The organism is Phenylobacterium sp. GW823-FHT02A09 (assembly GCF_058797775.1).
The window spans coordinates 540,905-562,191 of the sequence record NZ_JBXAJZ010000002.1 but is presented as its reverse complement, the minus strand read 5'-3'; the positions used below and the strand labels follow the sequence as shown (position 1 = coordinate 562,191).

Below are 21,287 nucleotides of genomic sequence, written 5' to 3'. Positions count from 1 at the left end.
GCCATGAGTCAAAGTCCCCCTCAGTCAGCTCCGCTGACAGCTCCCCCAGAGGGGGAGCAATTTTTCGGCTAGGCCGCCGCCCACTCGGCGAGCACCTCTGGGTCGGTCTCGGGCACGGCGGCGCGCAGGCTCGCGAAGGCGGCGGGCTCCAGCAGGCGCGAGAGAGCCCAGACCGCGGCGGCGCGGACGACGGGGGCTGGGTCGGCGAGCAGAGCCCGGGCGCGAGGGGCCAGGCTGACGTCGGCGGAATTGCCGATGGCGTAGAGCACGTTGCGCAGGAAGCGGTCGCGGCCGATGCGCTTGACTGGGCTTTTCGAGAACAGGGCGCGGAAGGCGGCGTCGTCGAGGGCGGCGAGATCGGCGAGGGCCGGCTCGCGCAGGGCCTCGCGCGCATGCAGCCGCTGCTCGCGGGACTGGGCGGCGAACTTGTTCCAGGGGCAGACCGCCAGGCAGTCGTCGCAGCCGTAGATGCGGTTGCCGAGCAGGGGGCGGAACTCGGTCGGGATCGGCCCCTTCAGCTCGATGGTCAGGTAGGAGATGCAGCGACGCGCATCGAGCTGGTAGGGCGCGGGGAAGGCGTTCGTCGGGCAGACGTCGAGGCAGGCGCGGCACTGGCCGCAGGACCCGCCGCTGGGGCCGTCGGCGGGCAGGTCGAGCTCGGTGAGGATCGAGCCGAGGAACAGCCAGGAGCCGAACTCGCGGCTGACCAGATTGGTGTGCTTGCCCTGCCAGCCGAGGCCGGCGCGCTCGGCCAGCGGCTTTTCCATCAGGGGCGCGGTGTCGACGAAGACCTTCAACTCGCCGCCGAAGCGGGAGACCAGCCAGCCGGCGAGCTGCTTGAGGCGGCCCTTGATCAGCTCGTGATAGTCGTCGCCCTGGGCGTAGACCGAGATCGCGCCGCGGTCCTTGCGGGCCAGCGTCTCCAGCGGATCGTGATCGGGGCCGTAGTTGACGCCGAGCATGATCGCCGAGCGGGCGGCCTCCCACATGGCGGTGGGATGCTGGCGGCGGCCCTGCGTGTCCTCGATCCAGCCCATCTCGCCGTGGCGGCCATGCTCGACGAATTCGCGCAGGCGCGCCGACGCGGCCCATTCGGCGCGGGCGTCGGCGATGCGGCAGACGTCGAAGCCGAGCTCGACGGCGCGCTGGCGGATCAGGTCTGCGGTTCTGGGATCAGAAGTCGAGGTCGTCATAATGCTGCGCCGGCGCGAGGCCGGGCCAGCGGTCGGCCAGCAGCGGCCGGAAGCACGGCCTCGATTTCAGCTTCATGTACCACGTCTTGACCGCCGGGAAGTCGCGCCACGGCACGTCGCCGAAATAGTCGATCACCGACAGGTGGGCGGCGGCGGCGAAATCGGCCATCGAGAGGCGGCGTCCGGCCAGCCAGTCGCGGCCGCTCAGCAGGGTCTCGACATAGACCAGGTGGGCGCGAAGCGCCTCGCGTCCGGCCCGCATCGCGCCGAGATCGGGGGCGCCGAGGCCGAGCAGGCGCTTTTCCATCTTTTCGTGCAGCAGGAAGCCGCCGACCTCGTAGTCGAACTTGCGGTCGAACCACTGCAGCAGGCGGCGGGCCTCGGCGCGTTCGGCCGGATCGCGGCCGAGCAGCGGCGGCTCGGGATGGGTCTCTTCCAGATAGTCGAGAATCGCCCGGCTCTCGCACAGCACCAGCGGCTCGCGTCCGCCCGCAACGACCAGCACCGGGGTCAGCCCGGACGGGTTCAGCTTCACCAGGGCGGCGGGCCGCTCCCAGTAGCGCACCGCCTCCTCGGCGAAGGGCAGCCGCTTTTCGCCCAGCGCCAGGCGCACCTGGCGGGAGGCGGGATCCAACGGGAAGTGCAGGAGGGTGAGGTCGAGACTCATCAGGCGACCGAGTATCGCTAAGCCTCGTTAAGGCCACGTTTACCGAGGGCGCTCTCGGCGAACGCGCCGCCATGCGGCTCGGCCGCGCCGCGGGGGTCCGGGTGGATGATGATGTCGGCGCTGGGGAACTCGGCGAGGATGCGTTTTTCGGCCGCGACCACGGCGGCGTGGGCCTGTTCGAGCGACAGGGCGGGATCGAGATCGACGTGCATCTGCATGTGAACGTACGGACCCGAGGCGCGGGTCCGCAGCTGGTGCACGTCGGTCAACGCCGGGTCGGCGGTGACCAGAGTCTTGATGCGGTCGCGCTCGTCCTGGGGGAGTTCGCGGTCCATCAGCTGGTTGGCGGCCTCACGAAACAGGCTGATCGCGCCCCAGAGCAGCAGGCCGGTGACCGCCAGGGCGGCCACGGCGTCCATGCCGCGCCAGCCCAGCCAGGCGGCCGCGGCGATGCCGACCAGGGCGGCGATGTTGGAGGCGAGGTCGGTGGCGTAGTGCGCGCGGTCGCCGGCCACCGCCACCGAGGCGGTACGGCGCAGGACATAGCCCTGGGCGCTGATCAGGGCGAAAGTCAGCACGGTCGAGATGACCATCACGGTCACGGCCAAGCCTTCCTGGCGGACGGGCTGCGGATCGATCAGGCCCATGATCGCCTCGCGGCCGATCAGGGCGGCGGAGGCGAAGACCAGGCCGCCCTGCATCAGGCTGGCGAAGGCCTCGGCCTTGCCGTGGCCGAAGCGGTGCTCGGCGTCCGGGGGACTGGCGGCGTAGCGCACGGCGAAGAACGTCACCAGCGAAGCCAGCAGGTCGAGCGCGGAGTCGGCGGCCGAGGCCAGCAGCGCGACCGACCCGCTCATCGCCCAGACGACCCCCTTGAGGGTCACCAGCAGCAGCGCCACGCCGGTCGAGGCGAGCGTGATCCGGCGGGTCAGGACGCCGGCGTCAGCGGCGGAGAGGCGGGGGCGAGCGGCGGTGGCCATGGTCTGGTTCTAGCCCTCCCGTCGCCACCCCCATAGCGCGAACGACTCGCGGCGGGTTCCGGCTTCTGTCTAGGCGGCCGCGGCGCCGGCCAGCGCGGTCTCGATGCCGGCCAGCAGGCTGGCGGCGGTGATCGGCTTGGCGACGTGCAGATCGGCGCCGGCGGCGCGGGCCTCTTGCTGGTGCTCGGCCATGGCGTTGGCGCTGAGCATCACGATCGGCGAGGGCGCGGCGCCGCGCTTGGCCTCCAGGGCGCGGATGGCGCGGGTGGCGGCCAGACCGTCCATGTGCGGCATCTGCATGTCCATCAGCACCACGTCGAAGTCCGCGGCGGCGAAGGCCTCCAGCGCCTGGGCCCCGTCGTCGACGATGACCAGTTCGACGTCCTGGCTGGCGAGGATGAGTTCGACGACGCGCTGGTTGGTCGGGTGGTCCTCGGCCAGCAGCACCCGCAGCGGCCCGGCGCGGGGCGTCGGCGCGGCGGGCGCGGCGTCCTCGCGGGCGTCATAGGCGGCCAGGGGCTCGGCGCGCGCCAGGGGCAGCGAGACGACGAAGCGGCTGCCGACCCCGGGCTGAGACGAGGCCGAGATCTCGCCGCCCATCATCTCGGCGAGCGACCGGCAGATCGACAGGCCCAGGCCCGTGCCGCCGAAGCGCCGGCTGATGGTGGCGTCGGCCTGGCTGAAGCGGGCGAACAGGCGCGCGGCGTGGTCGGGGCCAAAGCCGACGCCGGTGTCTTCGACGGTCAGCACCAGGCGGGCGGCGTCGGTCGCGTCGGTCATGCCCATGCGCAGCGTGATCGCGCCGGCGTGGGTGAACTTGACGGCGTTGGAGAGCAGGTTGGCGACGATCTGGCCCAGCCGGGCGCCGTCGCCGACGAAGCGGCCGCGGGCCTGGGCGTCGCCTTCGACCTGGAAGGCCAGGCCCTTGTCTTGGGCCCGATAGCGCATGACCTCGATGCAGGGGCCGAGCGCCTCGTCGAGGTCGAAGGGCTGGACGTCCAGCTCCAGTTCGCCGGCCTCGATCTTCGAGACGTCAAGGATGTCGGACACCAGCCGCTCCAGCATGGTCCCGGAGTTGCGGATCAACGTGACCATCTCGGACTGGTCGATGGCCAGCGGCGTGCGCGACAGGGCGTCGACGATGCCGATGACGCCGTTCAGCGGGGTGCGGATCTCGTGGCTCATATTGGCCAGGAAGTCGGACTTGGCGCGGCTGGCGGCCTCGGCGGCGGCCTTGGCCTCGATCAGGGCGCGTTCGGCGGCGACGCGGGCGGTGACGTCGCGGGCGACGCCATAGATATGGTCGCCGCGGCGCTGGGCGCGCCACTCCAGGGTCAGGTAGCGGCCATCCTTGTGCCGGTAGCGGTTGGTGAAGCCGATCACCGGGTCGTCGGGCCTGCGGTTCTCGACCTCCTGCACGCTGACGAGCGTGCCGGGCATGTCGTCGGGGTGGACGAGATCGAGCAGCCGCCAGCCGACCATCGCGTCCGGATCGTGGCCGAGCAGGTTGCGCCAGGAGGCGCTGGCCTTGACCACGCGCCCCTGCAGGTCGCGGATCACCAGCAGGTCGAGGGAGACGTCGAAGAACGCGCCGACGTCGGCCAACTCGCCGAACGGCTCAGCGCCAGGAGCAGGGGCGGCGAAGGGCTCCTGGGGCATGGCGCAAATCCTCGAAATCACTGAACTAAGGGCTAGAGGATTAGGCCGATTGGTTAAGCCTCGATTGCCGTTCCCCGCCGTGGCGTCAACCGCCTAGCCTCCTCTGCGCCTCTGGGAGGAAACCATGGCCTATCAGCACATCACCAGCAGCCTGCAGGACGGTGTTCTCGAAGTCGTCCTTAACCGACCCGACAAGCTCAACGCCTACACCGCGATCATGGGCGAGGAACTCGCCGACGCGTTCCGTACCGCCGACGCCGACGACGCGGTGCGGGTGGTGCTGGTCACCGGCGCCGGGCGGGCGTTCTGCGCCGGGGCCGACATCTCGGCCGGAGCCGAGGCGTTCGACACCACCTCGGCGGCCGGATCGGCCTCGTTCGGCGACGTCAGCAAGGGGCCGCGGCAAGGCAGCGGCGGCGGCTTCGTCGAGGCGATCTACGAGTGCCGCAAGCCCTCGATCGCCGCGTTCAACGGCGCGGCGGTCGGGGTCGGGCTGACCCTGACCCTGCCGATGGACATCCGCATCGCCGCCGAGGGCGCGCGGTTCGGCTTCGTGTTCGCGCGGCGCGGGTTGGTGCCCGAGGCGGGCAGCGCCTGGTTCCTGCCGCGGCTGGTCGGGCTGCCGCAGGCGCTGCGTTGGTGCCTGGACGGGGCGCTGTTCCCGGCCAGCGAGGCGCTGGCCGGGGGGCTGGTCAGCGAGGTGGTCGCCGCCGAGGCGCTGCTGCCGCGGGCGCGCGAGGTCGCCCGCTCGATCGCCGACAACACCGCGCCGGTGTCGGTGGCCCTGACCCGGCAGATGCTGTGGCGGTTGTCGCAGGCGCCCTCGCCGGCCGACGTGCTGAAGATCGACGGGCGGATGGCGATGACGCTGGGGGCCGGCGGCGACGTCAAGGAGGGCGTGGCCGCGTTCCTGGAGAAGCGGGCGCCGAACTTCCCGGGCAAGGTCTCGGCCGACATGCCGCGCGGCTATCCGTGGTGGGGCGACTAGCCTAGCCTTGTGGCATGGACCTCAAGCACCTCGAACAGATCGTGGCGATCAGCCGGCATGGCGGGTTCAGCGGTGCGGCGCGGCGGCTGGGGATGGCGCAGTCGACGCTGAGCAAGAACGTCGCCCGGCTCGAGGCCAAGCTGGGGGTGGAGCTGTTCGCCCGCGACGGCGGCGCGGCCCAGCCGACGCCCTATGGCCGGTTCCTGGTCGCCCGCGGCGAGGCGGTGCTGGCGGAGATCGAGGCCCTGACCCGCGACTTCGACAAGCTGGTGCATGGCGAGCGCGGCCGCCTGCGGATCGGGGTCGGCCCGGCGCCGCGGCACGGGCTGCTTGCACCGATCGTCGAGGCGATGGCCAAGGCCTATCCGGAGCTGTCGATCCGCACGGCGCAGGACAACGCCCAGCGGCTGGTCCGCGACCTGGCCGAGGGCGCCTATGACGCGGTGTTCGTGCACCAGGAGGCGGCGGCGCCGTTCGAGGACCTGATCCGGGTGCGGGTGCTGCAGACCCCGCACGTGGCGCTGGCGCGGCCGGGCCATCCGCTGCTGGGCCAGGGGCCGCTGACGCCGCAGGCGCTGCTGGAACATCGGTTGGCCGCCTGTCCGCCCAGCGCCGGCTTTATCGACTGGATCGGCCCGGTGAGCGGCGCGCAGGCCGAGCACGTGGCGGGGTTCCGCACCGACTCCTACGACCTGATCCGCGACAGGGTCCTGACCGGCGAGTTCGTCACCGTCGCCCCGGCCTTCGTGTTTCAGGGCGATGTCGCGCGCGGGGTGCTGGGCGTCGCGCCGCTGGCCTGGGACGGGCTCTACGAGTGCTGGATGCTGGTGGCCCGCGAGCGCTGGCGGGCGCCGGAGATGAAGGCGATGGCGCAGGCCGCCAAGGCGGCGGGGGCGAAGCTGGAGTCGGCGCTCGCCCCATAGACCGCGTCGATGGGGCCGCAACAGTTCACGGCGTGGCGGGAGGTCGGCCCGCGCCCCTAGGATCGGCCTCCGGAAACGTCAGGGAGGACGTCGCGATGGCGAAGGCGAAGGGCGTGCTGGCCGGGGAGCTGGCCGGCGAGACGATCGGCGAGGGGCTGTTCGTGCTGCCCGGCCAGGGCAACTCGCTGGCGGTGACGACGGGTGACGGGATCATCGTCCTGGACGCCAGCGGCCACGCCCATGCGCCCGGGATGATCGAGGACCTGCGAGAGCGCACGGAGGCCCCCGTGCACGCCATCGTCTATTCGCACGGGCACAACGGCTACAACGCCTCCATCGACGTCTGGGACGCGCACAACCAGGCGCGCGGCGAGCCGGCGGTGCGGCGCATCGCCCATCGGCTGCTGCCGGCCCGCTACGCCCGCTATCGCGAGACCTTCGAGCTGCAGGCGCGGATGGCGGCGATGCAGTTCCCGACCAAGCGCACCCTGGACGAGGTCGGGGCAGGGTTCGGCCTGCACGACCCGACCGAGACCTTCGACCACACCATGACCGTGACCGCCAACGGGCGGCGGGTCGAGCTGATCCACGCCCCGTCCGAGGTCGACGACGCCATCGCCCTGTGGCTGCCCGACGACGGGCTGCTGGCGGCCGGAGCGGCGACGCCGGGCACGACCATTCCGAACATCGGCACGCCGCTGCGCACCCAGCGCTACACCATGCGCTGGGCCCATACGCTGGAGCGACTGGCGGGACTGGAGGCCGAGCGGCTGCTGACCGAGTTCGGGCCGCTGATCGAAGGCCGCGCGGCGGTGCGCGACTGGCTGATCCAGACCGCGGACGCCCTGCGCTGGCTGCGCGAGGAGGTGGTGCGCCGCCTGAACGCCGGCATGAACGAGCGCGAGATCCTGGCCGACATGACCTATCCGGCGGCGATCTTCGACCAGCCGTGGATGCGCCCGACCTATGGCGCGCCGGAATACATCGTCCGCGACCTGTACCGCGAGGAGAACGGCTGGTGGGACCGCAACCCGACCAGTCTGCACCCGGCCAGCGAGGCGGCTGCGGCGCAGGCGGTGTGGTCGGCGATTTCGCCGGACCAGGTGCTGGCCCGCGCCCGCGAGCTGGCCGCGGCCGGCGAGGCGCAACTGGCGCTGCACGTTGTCGATCTGATCGCCGGCGGCCCGGCGGGCGATGCGCGGGTCGGCGAGGCGCGCGCCTTGAAGGCCGAGCTTTGCCGCAGCCTGGCGCAGACGACCACCGCGTTCGTCTCGCGCTCGCTCTACCGCACCAGCGCCAATCTGCTGGACCAGGGCGCGAGCAGCTGGACGGCGCTGAAGTAGGGCGGCCTGGCTAGGCCGCCTTCAGCGGGGCCGGGCCGACATAGACCGACTGCGGGCGGATCAGGCGGCCGCCGGCCACCTGTTCGCGAGCGTGGGCGATCCAGCCGGCGACCCGGCCCATGGCGAACACGCAAGTGAAGGCGCTGGGCGGGAAGTCGAGCGCTTCGAGCAGCAGGGCCGTGTAGAACTCGACATTGGTGTCGAGCGGCCGGTTCGGCTTGTGCTCCTTGAGGATCGCCAGGGCCGCGGCCTCGACCGCCTCGGCGAAGGCGATGCGGCCGGGACGGGCGTTGGACCCGTCGTCGAGCCGGCGCACGGCCGCCTTCAGCGCATCGGCGCGCGGGTCGCGGACCCGGTAGACGCGGTGGCCGAAGCCCATCAGCCGGTCGCCGCGGGCCAGGGCCTGTTCGATCCAGGCGCGGGCGTTCGAGGGCTTGCCGATCTCGTCGAGCATCTCGATCACCGGGCCGGGCGCGCCGCCGTGCAGCGGCCCCTTCAGCGCGCTGATCCCGCCAAGCACGGCCGAGGTCAGGCCCGCGCGGGTCGAGGCGATGACCCGGGCGGCGAAGGTCGAGGCGTTGAGGCCGTGGTCGCTGACCGTGACCAGATAGGTGTCGAGGGCGTCGGACTGGGCCTTGGACGGCACCTGGCCGGAGATCATCCGCAGGGCGTCGGCGGCGTGGCTGAGCGCCGGGTGGGGCGCGACCGGGGCCTGGCCCTGATGCGCGCGGACCACGGCGGCGGTGAACACGGCCGGCGCTGCGATCAGGCGCAGGGCGACGGCCAGGTCGTCGCCGTCGGGCAGGCGGGCGGTCAGGGCGCGCATCGCCTCGACCGGGGTGAGGTCGAGCAGGCCGGGGTCGAGGGCGGCGACGTCGGAGAACACCTCGGCGCGGGCCGCGCCCAGGGCCGGGGCGAGGTCGGCCGGCAGCTCGTCGAAGAAGCCGTCGAACAGGGTGCGGACCAGATCCTCGAACCGCGTGGCGCCGGCCAGTTCGTCGAGGGAGTGGCCGCGGATGATCAGCACGCCGCGCTGGCCGTCGACTTCCGACATCACGGTGTTGGCGGCGACGACGTCTTCAAGACCATCGGACATGGAAAGAACTCCTCTTGCTTGCCGCGATATTTGCCCGCAAGCTGGAAGCGTCAATCTTGATCAATATAATCAACATATGACCGCCGCCGCTTCCGCCCGACCGCCCGAATGGATCGCCGCCGACGAGGCGCGCGCACGGCTCGGCGTGCGGCCGCAGACGCTCTACGCCTATGTCAGCCGCGGGCGGGTGCAGGTGCGGCCCGATCCGCACGATCCGCGCCGCAGCCTCTATCGGGTCGCCGACATCGCCGCCCTGACCGACCGCAAGAGCCGCAGCCGCAAGGTCGCCGAGGTGGCGGCGGGCGCGATCTCGTGGGGCGAGCCGGTGCTGACCTCGGCGATCACCACGATCTCGGGCGGGCGGCTGTTCTATCGCGGGCGCGATGCGGCCGAGCTGGCGCAGACCGAGACGCTGGAGTCGGTGGCGCGGCTGCTGCGCGGCGGCCACGGCGCGGCGTTGAAGCGCACCGACCGGCCGCCGCCGCCCGAAGGCGCGGACATGAGGGCGCGCGCGTTCATGGCGCTGGCGGCGCGGGCCGGCCAGGATCCGCCGGCCCGCGGGCGCAATCCGCTGGCCCTGGCGGTCGAGGCCGCGACCCTGCTGGACGTGCTGACCGACGCCGTGGCGGGCCAGCTGGGCGGCGGGGCGATCGCCGGACGGCTGGCGCTGGCCTGGGGCCAGGGGCCGGGCGGGCCGGGCGCCGACCTGATCCGCCGGGCGCTGGTGCTGCTGGCCGACCACGAGCTCAACGCCTCGACCTTCGCCGCACGGGTGGCGGCCTCGACCGGCGCCTCGCTGGCGGCCTGCGCGTTGGCCGGGATGTCGGCGCTGTCGGGGCCCCGGCATGGCGGCGCGGCGGTGGCGGTGCAGAGCCTGGCGCGCGAGGCCGCCGAGATCGGACCGCGCGGCGCGGTGAACGCGCGGCTGGCCGAGGACCGCCACATCCCCGGCTTCGGCCACAACCTCTATCCCGACGGCGATCCGCGCGCCGCGGCGCTGCTGGCGCGGTTCGAACCGGACCCCGAGATGCTTCGGCTGCAGGCGACGATCAGCGCCATGACCGGCCTCGCCCCCAATGTCGACTTCGCGCTGGTGGCGATGGCGCGGGTGTTGCGGCTGCCGGCCGACGCGCCGTTCGCCCTGTTCGCGGTCGCCCGCTGCGCCGGCTGGATCGCCCACGCGATCGAACAAGGCCAGGGCGGCGGCGTTATCCGCCCACGGGCCCGCTATGTCGGAGTGGAGGCGGTGTGATGCCGGAGAGCGTGATGGAAGCCGCCGTCAGGCGATTGTTCGAACGGTACCAGCGCTTCTTCACGCGCGCCTTGGGCGGAGATCTCGACGGCGCGGAGGCCGCCAGCCTCTACGCCGCGGAGTTCATCGCCGCCACGCCTGCGGGCGTGATGAGCGGCAAGAACGACGACGCGTTCGTGGCGGCCATGGCCAAGGGCTACGAGCGTTATCGGGCGATCGGGACCAAGGCGATGACGGTCCGGGCGGTGCGCGTCTCGCCGATCGATGCGCTGCACTGCGTGGCCCACGTGGCCTGGACGGCGACCTATGCGCGGGACGGGCGCGACGATGCGGTGATCGATTTCGAGGTGCACTACCTGGTCCAGGCCCTGGACGACGAGCCCAAGGTGTTCGGCTGGGTGTCGGACGACGAAGAGGCGCTGCTGAGGCGACACGGGGTGGGGTAGGTGCGGCCCCGGTTTCAGGGCGACGACCGATGGCGAGCGCTGCTTGCGGCTGAGACCCTCGCTCCAGGCTGAGGAGCGGCGGAGATGGGCGCGACCCTGTTGGGCTGGGTGCTGCTGACGGCGGTGCTCATACTGGCGGTGGAGTTGGGCTATCGGCTGCACAGCCGGGCGCTGAACCGCGCCCGCGGCAGGGGTGAGAAGGACTCAGGCGAGTCGGGTTCGGGCTCGGGCTATGTGCTGAGCGCGGCGTTGGGGCTGCTGGGACTGCTCATCGCCTTCGTGTTCAGCATGGCCAACGACCGCTATGTCGAGCGTCGCCAGCTGGTGACCGCCGAGGCCAACGCCATCTCGACGGCGGTGCTGCGCTACCAGCTGATGCCCGAGCCGCACCGCGGTGAGTTGATGCGCAGCATGGCGCAGTACGTGAAGGTGCGGCTGGAGTTCTACGACTTCGGGGCCGACATGGAGCGGGTGGGCGAGGCCGAGGCGCGGGCCGAGGCCCTGCAGGCGCAGATCTGGCGGCAGGTCAACGCGGCGGTTCGCACGCCGGAAGGCGCGCCCTACGCCATGGGCGTGATGATGCCGACCAACGACATGTTCAATCTGGAGAGCTCGCGGCGCGCGGCGTTGGAGGAGCGCGTGCCGGCGCGGGCGCTGCATGTGCTGGTCGTCTTCGCGGTGGTGACGGCGGCGATCATGGGCCACGGCCTGGCGCACGGGCGCAGGCGGCATCTGGTGGCGACCTGCGGCCTGTTCGTGCTGGTGGCGATGGCGATCAGCCTGATCGTCGATCTCGACAACCCGCGGGTCGGCAGCGTGCGGGTGCCGCAGACTCCGATGGAGAACGTGGCGCGCGACGTGGAGGCGCTGGCGGCGGGGTACGTCCCGCCGGGGCTGGAGCCCCCCTCACCCTAGCCCTCTCCCCGACGGGGAGAGGGAAAGGTGAGAGGGCGGGGCTAGGCCCGGTGGTGCACCGCCTCTTCCTCGGCCAGGGGCTTGTCGAGGCGGTGGACCATTTCCTTGGGCACGACCTGCCAGAACTTGGGCAGATGGCGGTCCCAGTCGCGCAGGATGGTTTGCGCCAGGACCGAGCCCGTCTCGCGGGCGTGTTCTTCGACCAGGGCCTTGAGCTCGGCTTCCCAGTGGCGGGTCCCGATCCGTTCGACCACGACGCTGTCGCGGTTGAGCATGGTCAGGAAGCGGTCGTCGAGGTCGAGGACGTAGGCCATGCCGCCGGTCATGCCGGCCGCGAAGTTGAAGCCGACCGGTCCCAGCACCACGGCGACGCCGCCGGTCATGTATTCCAGGCCGTTCGTGCCGCAGCCCTCGACCACGGTGACCGCCCCGGAGTTGCGCACCCCGAAGCGCTCGCCCGCCAGGCCGGCGGCGAACAGCTTGCCGCTGGTGGCGCCGTAGAGCACCGTGTTGCCGATGATGGCGTTGGTCTCCGCGGCCGCCAGTTGCGGCGCGGGCCGCACGACCAGGGTCGCGCCGGACAGGCCCTTGCCGACATAGTCGTTGGCCTCGCCGGTCAGCTCGATGCGCAGGCCCTGGACGGCGAAGGCGCCGAGGCTCTGGCCGGCCGAGCCCTTGAGCTGGACGGTCAGATGCCCGGGCGGCAGCCCTTCCATGCCGAACTTGCGCACGATGTGCGAGGAGGTGCGCGAGCCGATCGCCCGGGCGGTGTTCCGCACGGTGTAGGTCAGCTGCATCTTCTCGCCGCGCTCGAGCAGCGGGGCGGCGTCGCGGACGATCTGGGCGTCGAGCGTGTCGGGCACCTCGTTGCGGCCCTCGACCGTGCAGTAGGGCGCATGCGGGCCGGGGTCGGCGCGGACCAGCAGCGGATTGAGGTCGAGGTCGTCGAGGTGTTCGCCGCCGCGGCTGACCTGCTGCAGCAGGTCGGTTCGGCCGACGATCTCGTTGAGGCTGCGGAAGCCGAGGCCGGCCAGGATCTCGCGCACCTCCTCGGCGATGAAGGTGAAGAGGTTGATGACCTTCTCCGGGCTGCCGGAGAACTTGTCGCGCAGGGCCTGGTCCTGGGTGCAGACCCCCACCGGGCAGGTGTTGGAATGGCACTGGCGGACCATGATGCAGCCCATGGCGATCAGGCTGGCGGTGCCGATGCCGAACTCCTCGGCGCCGAGCATGGCGGCGATGACCACGTCGCGGCCGGTGCGCATGCCGCCGTCGGCCCGCAGGCGCACGGAGTGGCGCAGGTTGTTCAGGGTCAGGACCTGGTTGGCTTCCGACAGGCCCATCTCCCATGGCCCGCCGGCGTACTTGATCGAGGTCTGCGGCGAGGCGCCGGTGCCGCCGACGTTGCCGGAGATCAGGATCACGTCGGCCTTGGCCTTGGCGACCCCGGCGGCGATGGCGCCGATGCCGGTCATCGCCACCAGCTTCACGCAGACCCGGGCTTCCGGGTTGATCTGCTTGAGGTCGTAGATGAGCTGGGCGAGGTCCTCGATCGAGTAGATGTCGTGGTGCGGCGGCGGTGAGATCAGCATCACGCCGGGCGTCGAGTGACGCAGCTTGGCGATCAGCTCGGTGACCTTGAAGCCGGGCAGCTGGCCGCCCTCGCCGGGCTTGGCGCCCTGGCTGACCTTGATCTCGATCTCGCGGCACTCGTTCAGGTACTGCGCGGTGACGCCGAAGCGGCCCGAGGCGATCTGCTTGACCGCCGAGTTCGGGTTGTCGCCGTTGGGCAGCGGCGTGTAGCGGGCCGGGTCCTCGCCGCCCTCGCCGGAGACGCTCTTCGCGCCGATCCGGTTCATGGCGATGTTGAGCACGCCGTGCGCCTCAGGCGAGAGCGCCCCCATGCTCATGCCGGGGGTCAGGAAGCGCTTGCGGATCTCGTTGACGCTCTCGACCTCGTCGACGCTGACCGCGCGCTCGGGCGAGCGCAGGTCGAGCAGGTCGCGCAGCTGGATGGTCGGCATCCGCCGCATGCCTTCCGAGAAGGTCTTGTAGGCGGCGTAGCTGCCGGTGTCGCAGGCCCGCTGCAGGGCGTGGATCATCCGCGCCTCGAAGGCGTGGGCCTCGCCGACGCGGCGGGCCTTGTAGAAGCCGCCGACCGGCAGGGTGATGGCGGCGGCGCACCAGGCCTTGCGGTGCAGTTCGAGGGCCTTGGCCTCGATGCCGGCCAGACCGATGCCGGAGATGCGCGAGGGCATGCCGGGGAAGAACTCGGCGACCAGGGCGCGCGACAGGCCGAGCGCCTCGAAGTTGTAGCCGCCGCGATAGGACGAGATCACCGCGATGCCCATCTTGGCGATGATCTTGAGCAGGCCGCCCTCGATGGCGTGCTTGTAGTTGAGGCAGAGGTCGCGCAGCGAGAGATCGCCGGTCAGACCGCGGTCGAGCCGGTCCTGGAAGCTCTCCTGGGCCAGATAGGCGTTGACCGCCGTGGCCCCGACCCCGACCAGCACCGCGAAGTAGTGGGTGTCGAGGCACTCGGCCGAGCGGACGATGAGCGAGACGTAGGAGCGCAGGCCCTTGGCGACGAGCGAGGAGTGCACCCCGCCGGTGGCCAGGATCATCGGCAGGGCGATGCGGTCGGGGCCGGTGGCCTCGTCGGTCAGCACGATGGTGGCGCAGCCGCGCAGGGCCGCGTCCTCGGCCTCTGCGCGGATGCGGTCGAGGTTGGCGCGCAGGGCGTCGCCGTCACGGCTCTCGGGGGTAGGCAGCGGCATGGTGCAGTCGATGACCGCGACGCTCTTCTCGCCGATGAACTGGGCGATGCGCTGATACATGCCGGTGGTTAGCACCGGGCTCTCCAGCACGAAGACGTCGGTCTGGGCCTCGTCCTGGGCCAGGATGTTGCCAAGGTTCTTGAACCGGGTCTTCAGGCTCATCACCGAGGTCTCGCGCAGCGAGTCGATCGGCGGGTTGGTCACCTGGCTGAAGTTCTGGCGGAAGAAGTGCGACAGCGGCCGGTAGTGGTCGCTGAGCACGGCCAGCGGCGTGTCGTCGCCCATCGAGCCGACCGCTTCCTTGCCGTCCTCGACCATGGGGGCGAGGATCAGCTCGATGTCCTCGAGGCTGAGGCCGGCGGCGACCTGGCGGCGGACCAGTTCCTCGCGCGAATAGGCGCGCGGCTCCGGACCAGGGGCGATGGTGGTCTCGAGGTCGACCATGTTGCCGAGCCACTGGTCGTAGGGGTGGCGGACGGCGAGCTGGTCGATGATCTCGTCCTCGCCGTAGAGCCGGCCCTCGGCCAGGTCGACGGCGATCATCCGGCCGGCGGAGATGTGGGTCTTGCGGACGATGCGCGACTCCTCGACCCGGCACATGCCGGCCTCGGAGCCCATGATCAGCAGGCCGTCGTCGGTATAGGTCACGCGCAGCGGGCGCAGGCCGTTGCGGTCCTTGCCGGCGACCACCCAGCGGCCGTCGCTGGCGCAGATCGCGGCCGGGCCGTCCCACGGCTCCATCACGGAGTTGCAGTAGGCGTAGAGCGCCTTGTGCGCCGGCTTGATCTGCTCGTCCGAGCGGGCGTTCCAGGCCTCGGGCATCAGCAGGGCCTTGGCCATCGGTGCGTCGCGGCCGGCGCGGACCAGCACCTCGAAGGTGTTGTCGAGCGCCATGGAGTCCGAGCCGTGCGGGTCCTGGATGACCGGCTTCACGTCGTCGCCCATCTCGCCGAAGGCGTCGGCCGCCATCCGGATCTCGTGCGACTTCATCCAGTTGACGTTGCCCTTCTTGGTGTTGATCTCGCCGTTGTGGGCGAGCATCCGGAAGGGCTGGGCCAGGCGCCATTCGGGGAAGGTGTTGGTCGAATAGCGCTGGTGGAAGATCGCCACCGCGGCGGCGAAGCGTTCGTCGCGCAGGTCGGGATAGAACTCGTCGATGTGCTGGGCGAGGAACATGCCCTTGTAGATCAGCTGGCGGGCCGAGAACGAGCACAGGTAGAAGTGCTGGATGCCGGCGGCGGCGACGCGCTTTTCGATGCGCTTGCGGCACAGGAACAGGGCGCGCTCCAGCGCCTCGCCGGTCAGGCCGGCGGGCGGGGAGAGCATGATCTGCTCGATCTCGGGGCGGGTGGCGTTGGCCTTCTCGCCGATCACCGAGGTGTCGACCGGCACCTGGCGCCAGCCGTAGATGTAGAAGCCGAAGCGCAGGGCCTCGGCCTCGACGATGGTGCGGGCCGCTTCCTGGGCGCCGAGGTCGTTGCGCGGCAGGAACACCTGGCCGACGGCGATCGGGCCGGGGCGCAGGACGTGGCCGATGCGGGTCACCTGGTCGGCGAAGAAGTCCTGCGGCACCGACAGCAGCACGCCGGCGCCGTCGCCGGTCTTGCCGTCGGCGTCGACCGCGCCGCGGTGCCAGACGCTCTTCAGCGCGGTGATGGCCAGCTCGACCACCTCGCGGCGCGGCTTGCCGTCCAGCGCGCAGACCAGGCCGACGCCGCAGGCGTCGCGCTCGTCGGCGGGGGAGTAGGCATGGGCGGCGGTCAGGGCGGCGCGGTTGGCGGCGTACCGGTCCAATTCACCGCTCACCCCGGCGAAGGCCGGGGCCCATGCCGAGGTCTGGTGCGGCGGGGCTTGCGAGATTTCGAGTCCGCTTGGGTCCCGGCTTTCGCCGGGATGAGCGGGAGAGACATGGTCGCTCATCGGGTTCACTCCGCGGCCAGCAGCGCGCGCTGCGAGAGGTGTTGGTGGATGGCGTCGGCGGCGTCGCGGCCGTCGCGGATGGCCCAGACCACCAGCGAGGCGCCGCGGACGATGTCGCCGGCGGCGAAGACGCCGGGCAGGCTGGTCTGCATGGTCTTGAAGTCGGCCTTGACCGTGCCCCAGCGCGAGACGGCGAGGTCGGGGGCGGAAAAGAGGTTCGGCAGATCCTCGGGATCGAAGCCGAGGGCCTTGATCACCAGGCCGGCGGGCAGGTCGAAGTCGCCGCCCTCGACCTCTTCGGGGGCCTGGCGGCCGGAGGCGTCGGGCGGGCCGAGCCGCATGCGGATGGCGCGCAGGCCGTCGGCGTGGCCGGCGTCGCCGAGCACGGCGCGGGGCGCGGCCAGCCATTCGAACACCACGCCTTCTTCCTCGGCGTGGGCGACTTCGCGGGCCGAGCCGGGCATGTTGGCGCGGTCGCGGCGATAGAGGCAGGTGACGGACTTGGCGCCCTGGCGCACGGCGGTGCGCACGCAGTCCATGGCGGTGTCGCCGCCGCCGACCACGACGACGTCGCGGCCCGCGGCGTTGAGCTCGCCGCTGTCATAGGCCGGGACGCTGTCGCCAAGGCCGACGCGGTTGGAGGCGATCAGGTAGTCGAGCGCCGGAGCGACCCCGGCCGAGCCGGAGCCCGGGGCGATCAGCTCGCGCGCCGCATAGACGCCGGCGGCGATCAGGATCGAGTCGTGGCGGGCGCGCAGCTCGTCGAGGCTGGCGTCGCGTCCGACCTCGAAGGAGAGCTTGAACTCGACCCCGCCCTCGGCGAGGCGCTGGGTGCGGCGCTCGACGACCTCCTTTTCAAGCTTGAAGCCGGGGATGCCGTAGATCAGCAGGCCGCCGGCGCGGTCGTGGCGGTCGTAGACGGTGACCTCGTAGCCGGCTTCGCGCAGGCGCTCGGCGGCGGCGAGGCCGGCGGGGCCGGCGCCGATGATCCCGACCGACTGGCCGCGGGCCGGGCCGGCGCGCAGCGGCTGGACCCAGCCTTCTTCCCAGGCCTTGTCGGTCAGGTAGCGCTCGACCGCGCCGATGGTGACGGTGCCGTGGCCCGACTGCTCGATGGTGCAGGAGCCCTCGCACAGGCGGTCCTGCGGGCAGATGCGGCCGCAGATCTCGGGCATCGAGTTGGTCGCCTGGGAGAGCGCGTAGGCTTCCTCGAGACGGCCCTCGGCGGTCATCCGCAGCCAGTCGGGGATGTTGTTGTGCAGCGGGCAGTGGGTTTGACAGAACGGGATGCCGCACTGCGAGCAGCGCGAGGCCTGCTCGGCCGCCTTGGCGTCGATGAAGTCGGCGTAGATTTCGTGGAAGTCGCCCGAACGGGTTTGCGCAGCGCGCTTGGCGGGCGTCGTGCGTTCGACCGTCGTGAACTTCAGCATGCGCTCGGCCATGGCCGCAAAACCTCCACACCCGGATGTCAGGCAAGGTCGTGTAGCGGCGAATGCGCGACGGCAAAAGCTGATGGTAAAATTATGAGACCAATTGAGTCATCGCAACACCGTGCATCACCTCGATCGCCGGTCGGTTCCCGATAAATAGTCCCTAAAATGGATGAACTGGAAATTTACCCTGTTCATCGCCCTTGATCGCTCAATCTCAATCCATGGAGTCGCCCGTGTCGGACTGGATCGCAGCCGTCATCCTCGGCCTTGTCGAAGGCCTGACGGAGTTCATTCCGGTCTCGTCCACGGGCCACCTGCTGCTGACCAAGAAGCTGCTGGGCCTGCCCAGCGGCTTCTGGGACACCTTCAGCGTCATGATCCAGCTGGGCGCGATCCTGGCGGTGGTGGTGATCTACTTCCAACGTCTGTGGGGGGTGTTCATCCGCCTGCCCAGCGATCCGAAGGCGCGGTGGTTCGCCGCCAGCGTGCTGATCTCGGTGCTGCCGTCGATGGTCGTGGCGTTCTTCGCACACGACTTCATCAAGACCGTGCTGTTCGAGAGCATCGGCCTGATCTGCGTGATGCTGATCGTCGGCGGGGTGATCCTGCTGCTCGTCGACCGCTGGGCCCCGGCGCCCAAGGAAGACGACGCCATGAACCTGACCTGGAAGCGGGCGCTGGGGGTCGGCCTCTGTCAGTGCCTGGCGATGGTGCCGGGGGTGTCGCGCTCGGGCGCGACGATCGTCGGCGGGGTGCTGATCGGCATCGACCGGCGCGCGGCGGCCGAGTTCTCGTTCTTCATGGCCATCCCGACCATGGTCGGGGCGTTCGTGCTGGATTTCTGGTCGAACAAAGACGTGCTGACCGGCGACAACCTCGGGCTCATCGCCATCGGCTTCGTGGTCGCCTTCGTCTCGGGCCTGGTCGTCGTGAAGACGATGCTCGACTTCATCAACCGCTTCGGGCTGGCGCCCTACGGCTGGTGGCGGATCTTCGCCGGCGTGGTCGGCCTGGGCGTTCTGTACTTCCACGGGGGCTGAGCCCCCGCAGAATCCGCGGCGCATCAGGCCGCGGTGATGACCTGGTCGGCGAACTGGCCGCCCTTGCGGAAGCGGTAGAGATAGGTCGGGGCGATCGCCTCCAGCGTCATCGGCGCGGTGACGCCGAGATCGGCCAGGCCGGGCAGGGCCGGGTCGGCGACGTTGTCGGCCTTCAGCACCTCGACCTGGCCGGCGGTGATCGGCGGCGACAGCGGCGTGATCAGGCCGATCGGGGCGCTGAGCTTGGCCAGCAGGCTGGCGACGCCGAACGGCATCGGCGCCAGGAAGCGACGGCGGCCGGTCTCGGCGACGACCAGTTCGACGATCTGGCGCACGGTGAAGACGCCCGGGCCGCCCAGTTCGTAGGTGCGCCCGGCGCAGGCCGGGTCGGTGACCGCAGTGGCCGCAGCGCGGGCCAGGTCGCCGACATAGATCGGCTGCAGGCGGGTCTCGGCGCCGATCAGCGGCAGCACCGGGCTGTAGACCGCCATCTGACCGAAGGTGTTGAGCAGCTTGTCGCCCTGACCGAAGACCACCGAAGGCCGCAGGATGACGGCGTCGGGGAACTCCGCGCGGGTGACGGTCTCGCCCTCGGCCTTGGAGGCGACATAGTCGGCCGCGCCGGCGGTGTGGGCGCCGATGCCGGAGATCAGCACCAGGCGCTCGACGCCGAGGTCGCGGGCGGCGCGGGCGACGTTGCGCGCGCCGTCGACGTGGACGGCGGCCAGCTTCTGGCGGCCGGTGTCATGGAAGATGCCGACGGCGTTGATCGCGGCCTGCGCGCCGGTGAGCGCGCGGCGCACCGAGGCCTCGTCGCGGATGTTGGCCTGCACGACCTCGACCTGACCGACGTCGCCCATCAGGCGCATGGTGTGGGCCAGGTGCGGCTGGCGAACGGCCACGCGAATGCGCAGGCCCTGCTTGGCGAGAGCCCGAACAATCTGGGTTCCGATGAAGCCTGATCCGCCGAAGACCGTGACCAGATCCTGCATGCCGTGCGTCCGCATATGAAAACAAAGAAGGTTCCGAGCCGCCCGGATAGACGAACCGGCCCGGCGCTGCAACGAGACTTCGAATATTGCGACAGAGCGTGTTGACCGCGGCTGAGCGGCGCCCTAAAGAGCGCCCTCCCCGATCCGAAGGGACCGGGCCCAGGTGGCGGAATTGGTAGACGCGCTGGCTTCAGGTGCCAGTGGCCGAAAGGTCGTGGAGGTTCGAGTCCTCTCCTGGGCACCACTCTTTTGCAGAGTGGCGCTCGTTCAGCTCCCAGACATGATGGTTCCTGCAGGTTGCGCCAGCGTTGCGCGGCCGCGACAGGTGTATGTCGATTGCCGGTCTGCGCCTGTGCGACGCAGATCGCGCGCTATATAGGGTGGCGCGACGTGAAGTTTCGGAGACGGTTCTTGGCCAACCACCTGCATAACGGCGACCTGCCCGACGGCCTCTTTGCGGACGCCGAGGCGGTGGCGATCGATTCGGAGACCATGGGCCTGCAACTGGGCCGCGACCCGCTGTGCGTGGTGCAGCTGTCGGATGGCAAGGGCGACGCCCACCTGGTCCAGCTGAACCGCGAGACCTACGACGCGCCGAACCTGAAGCGGGTGCTGACCGATCCGAAGATCCTGAAGATCTTCCACTTCGGGCGGTTCGACATCGCCATGTTCCACCTGCACCTGGGGGTGGTCACCGCGCCGGTCTACTGCACCAAGATCGCCTCGAAGCTGGCCCGCACCTATACCGACCGCCATGGCCTGAAGGACGTCAGCAAGGAACTGCTGGGCGTTGACATGTCCAAGGCCCAGCAGAGCTCGGACTGGGGCGCGGCCAAGCTGTCGGACGAACAGATCGCCTATGCGGCCTCCGACGTGCTGCATCTGCACGCCCTGCGCGCCAAGCTCGACGCCATGCTGGAGCGGGAGGGCCGTGACGGCCTGGCCCGCGCCTGTTTCGACTTCCTCCCGCACCGCGCCCTGCTGGACGTGAGGGGCTGGGAAGAGGTCGACATCTTCGCGCACGCCTGAGGCGCCGATGACGCTGGCCGCCGCCACAGTCCAATCGCCCGTCCGCAGCGACTTCGAGCGCTGGCGGCGGCGTTCGCGGCTGATCCGGCGGCTGCGGATCATCCTGCCGGCGCTGATCGCGGCGATCCTGGTCAGCCTGCTCGGCTTCATCGCGCACACCACCTTCCTCGGCCGCGACGCGGCCCCGCGCGAGGCCGACGCCCCGATCGAACTGGTCAATCCGCGCTTCGTCGGCAAGGACGACAAGGGCCGGGCCTTCGTGCTGACCGCGGCGACGGCGGTGCGCGACGAGAACGACTACCAGCGGGTGCTGCTGGACAAGCCGGCGCTGATCCTGGACGCCGAAGGGGTCAACCCGACGCGGGTGACCGCCAAGTCCGGCGTCTACAGCGAGGACCGGCGGGTGCTGAACCTGGACGGCGGCGTGAAGATGAGCGGCGGCGACGTGACCTTCGACACCGCCAGTTCGATCTTCAACACCGCAACAGGCGAACTGGAGGGCGAGGGGCTGATCTCCGGCGCCTCGTCGCTTGGCGAAATCACGGCGAAGTCCTATGGCGTGTACGACAAGGGCGAGCGCCTGGTCTTCAAGGGCGGGGTGCGCGGACGTATCGATTCGAAGTAGAGCTTGCGG

17 protein-coding genes and 1 tRNA gene are annotated in these 21,287 nt (G+C 70.8%); 10 read left to right on the top strand and 8 right to left on the bottom strand.

The window, feature by feature from the left end; all coding sequences use genetic code 11:
- Positions 1-68: 68 nt before the first annotated feature.
- From queG to AC1Q87_RS09920, 4 genes are all read right to left on the bottom strand, one after another.
- Positions 69-1,193, bottom strand: coding sequence for a tRNA epoxyqueuosine(34) reductase QueG (gene queG / locus AC1Q87_RS09935; protein WP_492608786.1), 1,125 nt, complete (start codon positions 1,191-1,193; stop codon positions 69-71).
- Positions 1,174-1,860, bottom strand: a complete 687-nt coding sequence (fzlA, locus tag AC1Q87_RS09930; RefSeq protein ID WP_436063326.1) for an FtsZ-binding protein FzlA — start codon at positions 1,858-1,860, stop codon at positions 1,174-1,176. Before fzlA ends, queG begins: the two co-directional genes overlap by 20 nt.
- A 17-nt stretch (positions 1,861-1,877) precedes the next feature.
- Positions 1,878-2,840, bottom strand: coding sequence for a cation diffusion facilitator family transporter (locus tag AC1Q87_RS09925; protein ID WP_492608785.1), 963 nt, complete (start codon positions 2,838-2,840; stop codon positions 1,878-1,880).
- Positions 2,841-2,909: 69 nt separating this feature from the next.
- A complete protein-coding gene (locus AC1Q87_RS09920) occupies positions 2,910-4,499 on the bottom strand; it encodes an ATP-binding protein (RefSeq protein ID WP_492608784.1) in 1,590 nt (529 codons plus the stop codon).
- Positions 4,500-4,623: 124 nt separating this feature from the next.
- Between AC1Q87_RS09920 and AC1Q87_RS09915 the strand changes: the two genes are divergently transcribed.
- The 3 genes from AC1Q87_RS09915 (at position 4,624) to AC1Q87_RS09905 (ending at position 7,753) form a co-directional block, all read left to right on the top strand.
- Positions 4,624-5,487 carry an enoyl-CoA hydratase-related protein gene (locus AC1Q87_RS09915; RefSeq protein ID WP_492608783.1) on the top strand — a complete coding sequence of 288 codons (864 nt, stop codon included), beginning with the start codon at positions 4,624-4,626 and terminating at the stop codon, positions 5,485-5,487.
- 14 nt (positions 5,488-5,501) lie between these two features.
- Positions 5,502-6,410 carry a LysR family transcriptional regulator gene (locus AC1Q87_RS09910; RefSeq protein WP_492608782.1) on the top strand — a complete coding sequence of 303 codons (909 nt, stop codon included), beginning with the start codon at positions 5,502-5,504 and terminating at the stop codon, positions 6,408-6,410.
- A 95-nt stretch (positions 6,411-6,505) separates the two neighbouring features.
- On the top strand, positions 6,506-7,753 hold the full coding sequence (locus AC1Q87_RS09905) for an alkyl sulfatase dimerization domain-containing protein (RefSeq protein ID WP_492608781.1): 1,248 nt from the start codon (positions 6,506-6,508) through the stop codon (positions 7,751-7,753).
- A gap of 10 nt (positions 7,754-7,763) precedes the next feature.
- On the opposite strand, the gene AC1Q87_RS09900 is transcribed toward AC1Q87_RS09905, so the two are convergent.
- Positions 7,764-8,849 (bottom strand): citrate synthase/methylcitrate synthase, encoded by a 1,086-nt coding sequence (locus tag AC1Q87_RS09900; protein WP_492608780.1) that lies wholly within the window; start codon positions 8,847-8,849, stop codon positions 7,764-7,766.
- A 76-nt stretch (positions 8,850-8,925) separates the two neighbouring features.
- Between AC1Q87_RS09900 and AC1Q87_RS09895 the strand changes: the two genes are divergently transcribed.
- From AC1Q87_RS09895 to AC1Q87_RS09885, 3 genes are all read left to right on the top strand, one after another.
- Positions 8,926-10,101, top strand: a complete 1,176-nt coding sequence (locus AC1Q87_RS09895) for a citrate synthase (RefSeq protein WP_492608779.1) — start codon at positions 8,926-8,928, stop codon at positions 10,099-10,101.
- Complete coding sequence (locus AC1Q87_RS09890; RefSeq protein ID WP_492608778.1) at positions 10,101-10,547, top strand: DUF6841 family protein; 447 nt, start codon at positions 10,101-10,103, stop codon at positions 10,545-10,547. The genes AC1Q87_RS09895 and AC1Q87_RS09890 overlap by 1 nt, the downstream gene beginning before the upstream one ends.
- 84 nt (positions 10,548-10,631) lie before the next feature.
- Positions 10,632-11,462 carry a bestrophin-like domain gene (locus AC1Q87_RS09885; RefSeq protein ID WP_492608777.1) on the top strand — a complete coding sequence of 277 codons (831 nt, stop codon included), beginning with the start codon at positions 10,632-10,634 and terminating at the stop codon, positions 11,460-11,462.
- A gap of 41 nt (positions 11,463-11,503) precedes the next feature.
- On the opposite strand, the gene gltB is transcribed toward AC1Q87_RS09885, so the two are convergent.
- Positions 11,504-16,159, bottom strand: coding sequence for a glutamate synthase large subunit (gltB, locus tag AC1Q87_RS09880; RefSeq protein ID WP_492608776.1), 4,656 nt, complete (start codon positions 16,157-16,159; stop codon positions 11,504-11,506).
- Between the two features lie 5 nt (positions 16,160-16,164).
- Positions 16,165-17,601 carry an NAD(P)-dependent oxidoreductase gene (locus AC1Q87_RS09875; protein WP_492608775.1) on the bottom strand — a complete coding sequence of 479 codons (1,437 nt, stop codon included), beginning with the start codon at positions 17,599-17,601 and terminating at the stop codon, positions 16,165-16,167.
- Between the two features lie 212 nt (positions 17,602-17,813).
- Between AC1Q87_RS09875 and AC1Q87_RS09870 the strand changes: the two genes are divergently transcribed.
- The gene (locus tag AC1Q87_RS09870) at positions 17,814-18,632 is read left to right on the top strand and encodes an undecaprenyl-diphosphate phosphatase (RefSeq protein ID WP_492608774.1); all 819 of its coding nucleotides are present in this window, start codon (positions 17,814-17,816) and stop codon (positions 18,630-18,632) included.
- Positions 18,633-18,655: 23 nt separating this feature from the next.
- On the opposite strand, the gene AC1Q87_RS09865 is transcribed toward AC1Q87_RS09870, so the two are convergent.
- The gene (locus AC1Q87_RS09865) at positions 18,656-19,624 is read right to left on the bottom strand and encodes a complex I NDUFA9 subunit family protein (RefSeq protein ID WP_492608773.1); all 969 of its coding nucleotides are present in this window, start codon (positions 19,622-19,624) and stop codon (positions 18,656-18,658) included.
- 157 nt (positions 19,625-19,781) lie between these two features.
- On the opposite strand from AC1Q87_RS09865, the gene AC1Q87_RS09860 reads away from it, so the two are divergent.
- The 3 genes from AC1Q87_RS09860 to lptC all read left to right on the top strand — a co-directional run bounded on the left by AC1Q87_RS09860 (position 19,782) and on the right by lptC (position 21,278).
- A tRNA-Leu gene (locus tag AC1Q87_RS09860) sits at positions 19,782-19,868 on the top strand.
- 167 nt (positions 19,869-20,035) lie between these two features.
- Positions 20,036-20,653: a ribonuclease D gene (locus AC1Q87_RS09855; RefSeq protein WP_492608772.1), complete on the top strand. Its 618-nt coding sequence runs from the start codon at positions 20,036-20,038 to the stop codon at positions 20,651-20,653.
- A gap of 7 nt (positions 20,654-20,660) precedes the next feature.
- Positions 20,661-21,278: an LPS export ABC transporter periplasmic protein LptC gene (lptC, locus tag AC1Q87_RS09850; protein WP_492608771.1), complete on the top strand. Its 618-nt coding sequence runs from the start codon at positions 20,661-20,663 to the stop codon at positions 21,276-21,278.
- The last annotated feature ends 9 nt before the right edge of the window (positions 21,279-21,287 follow it).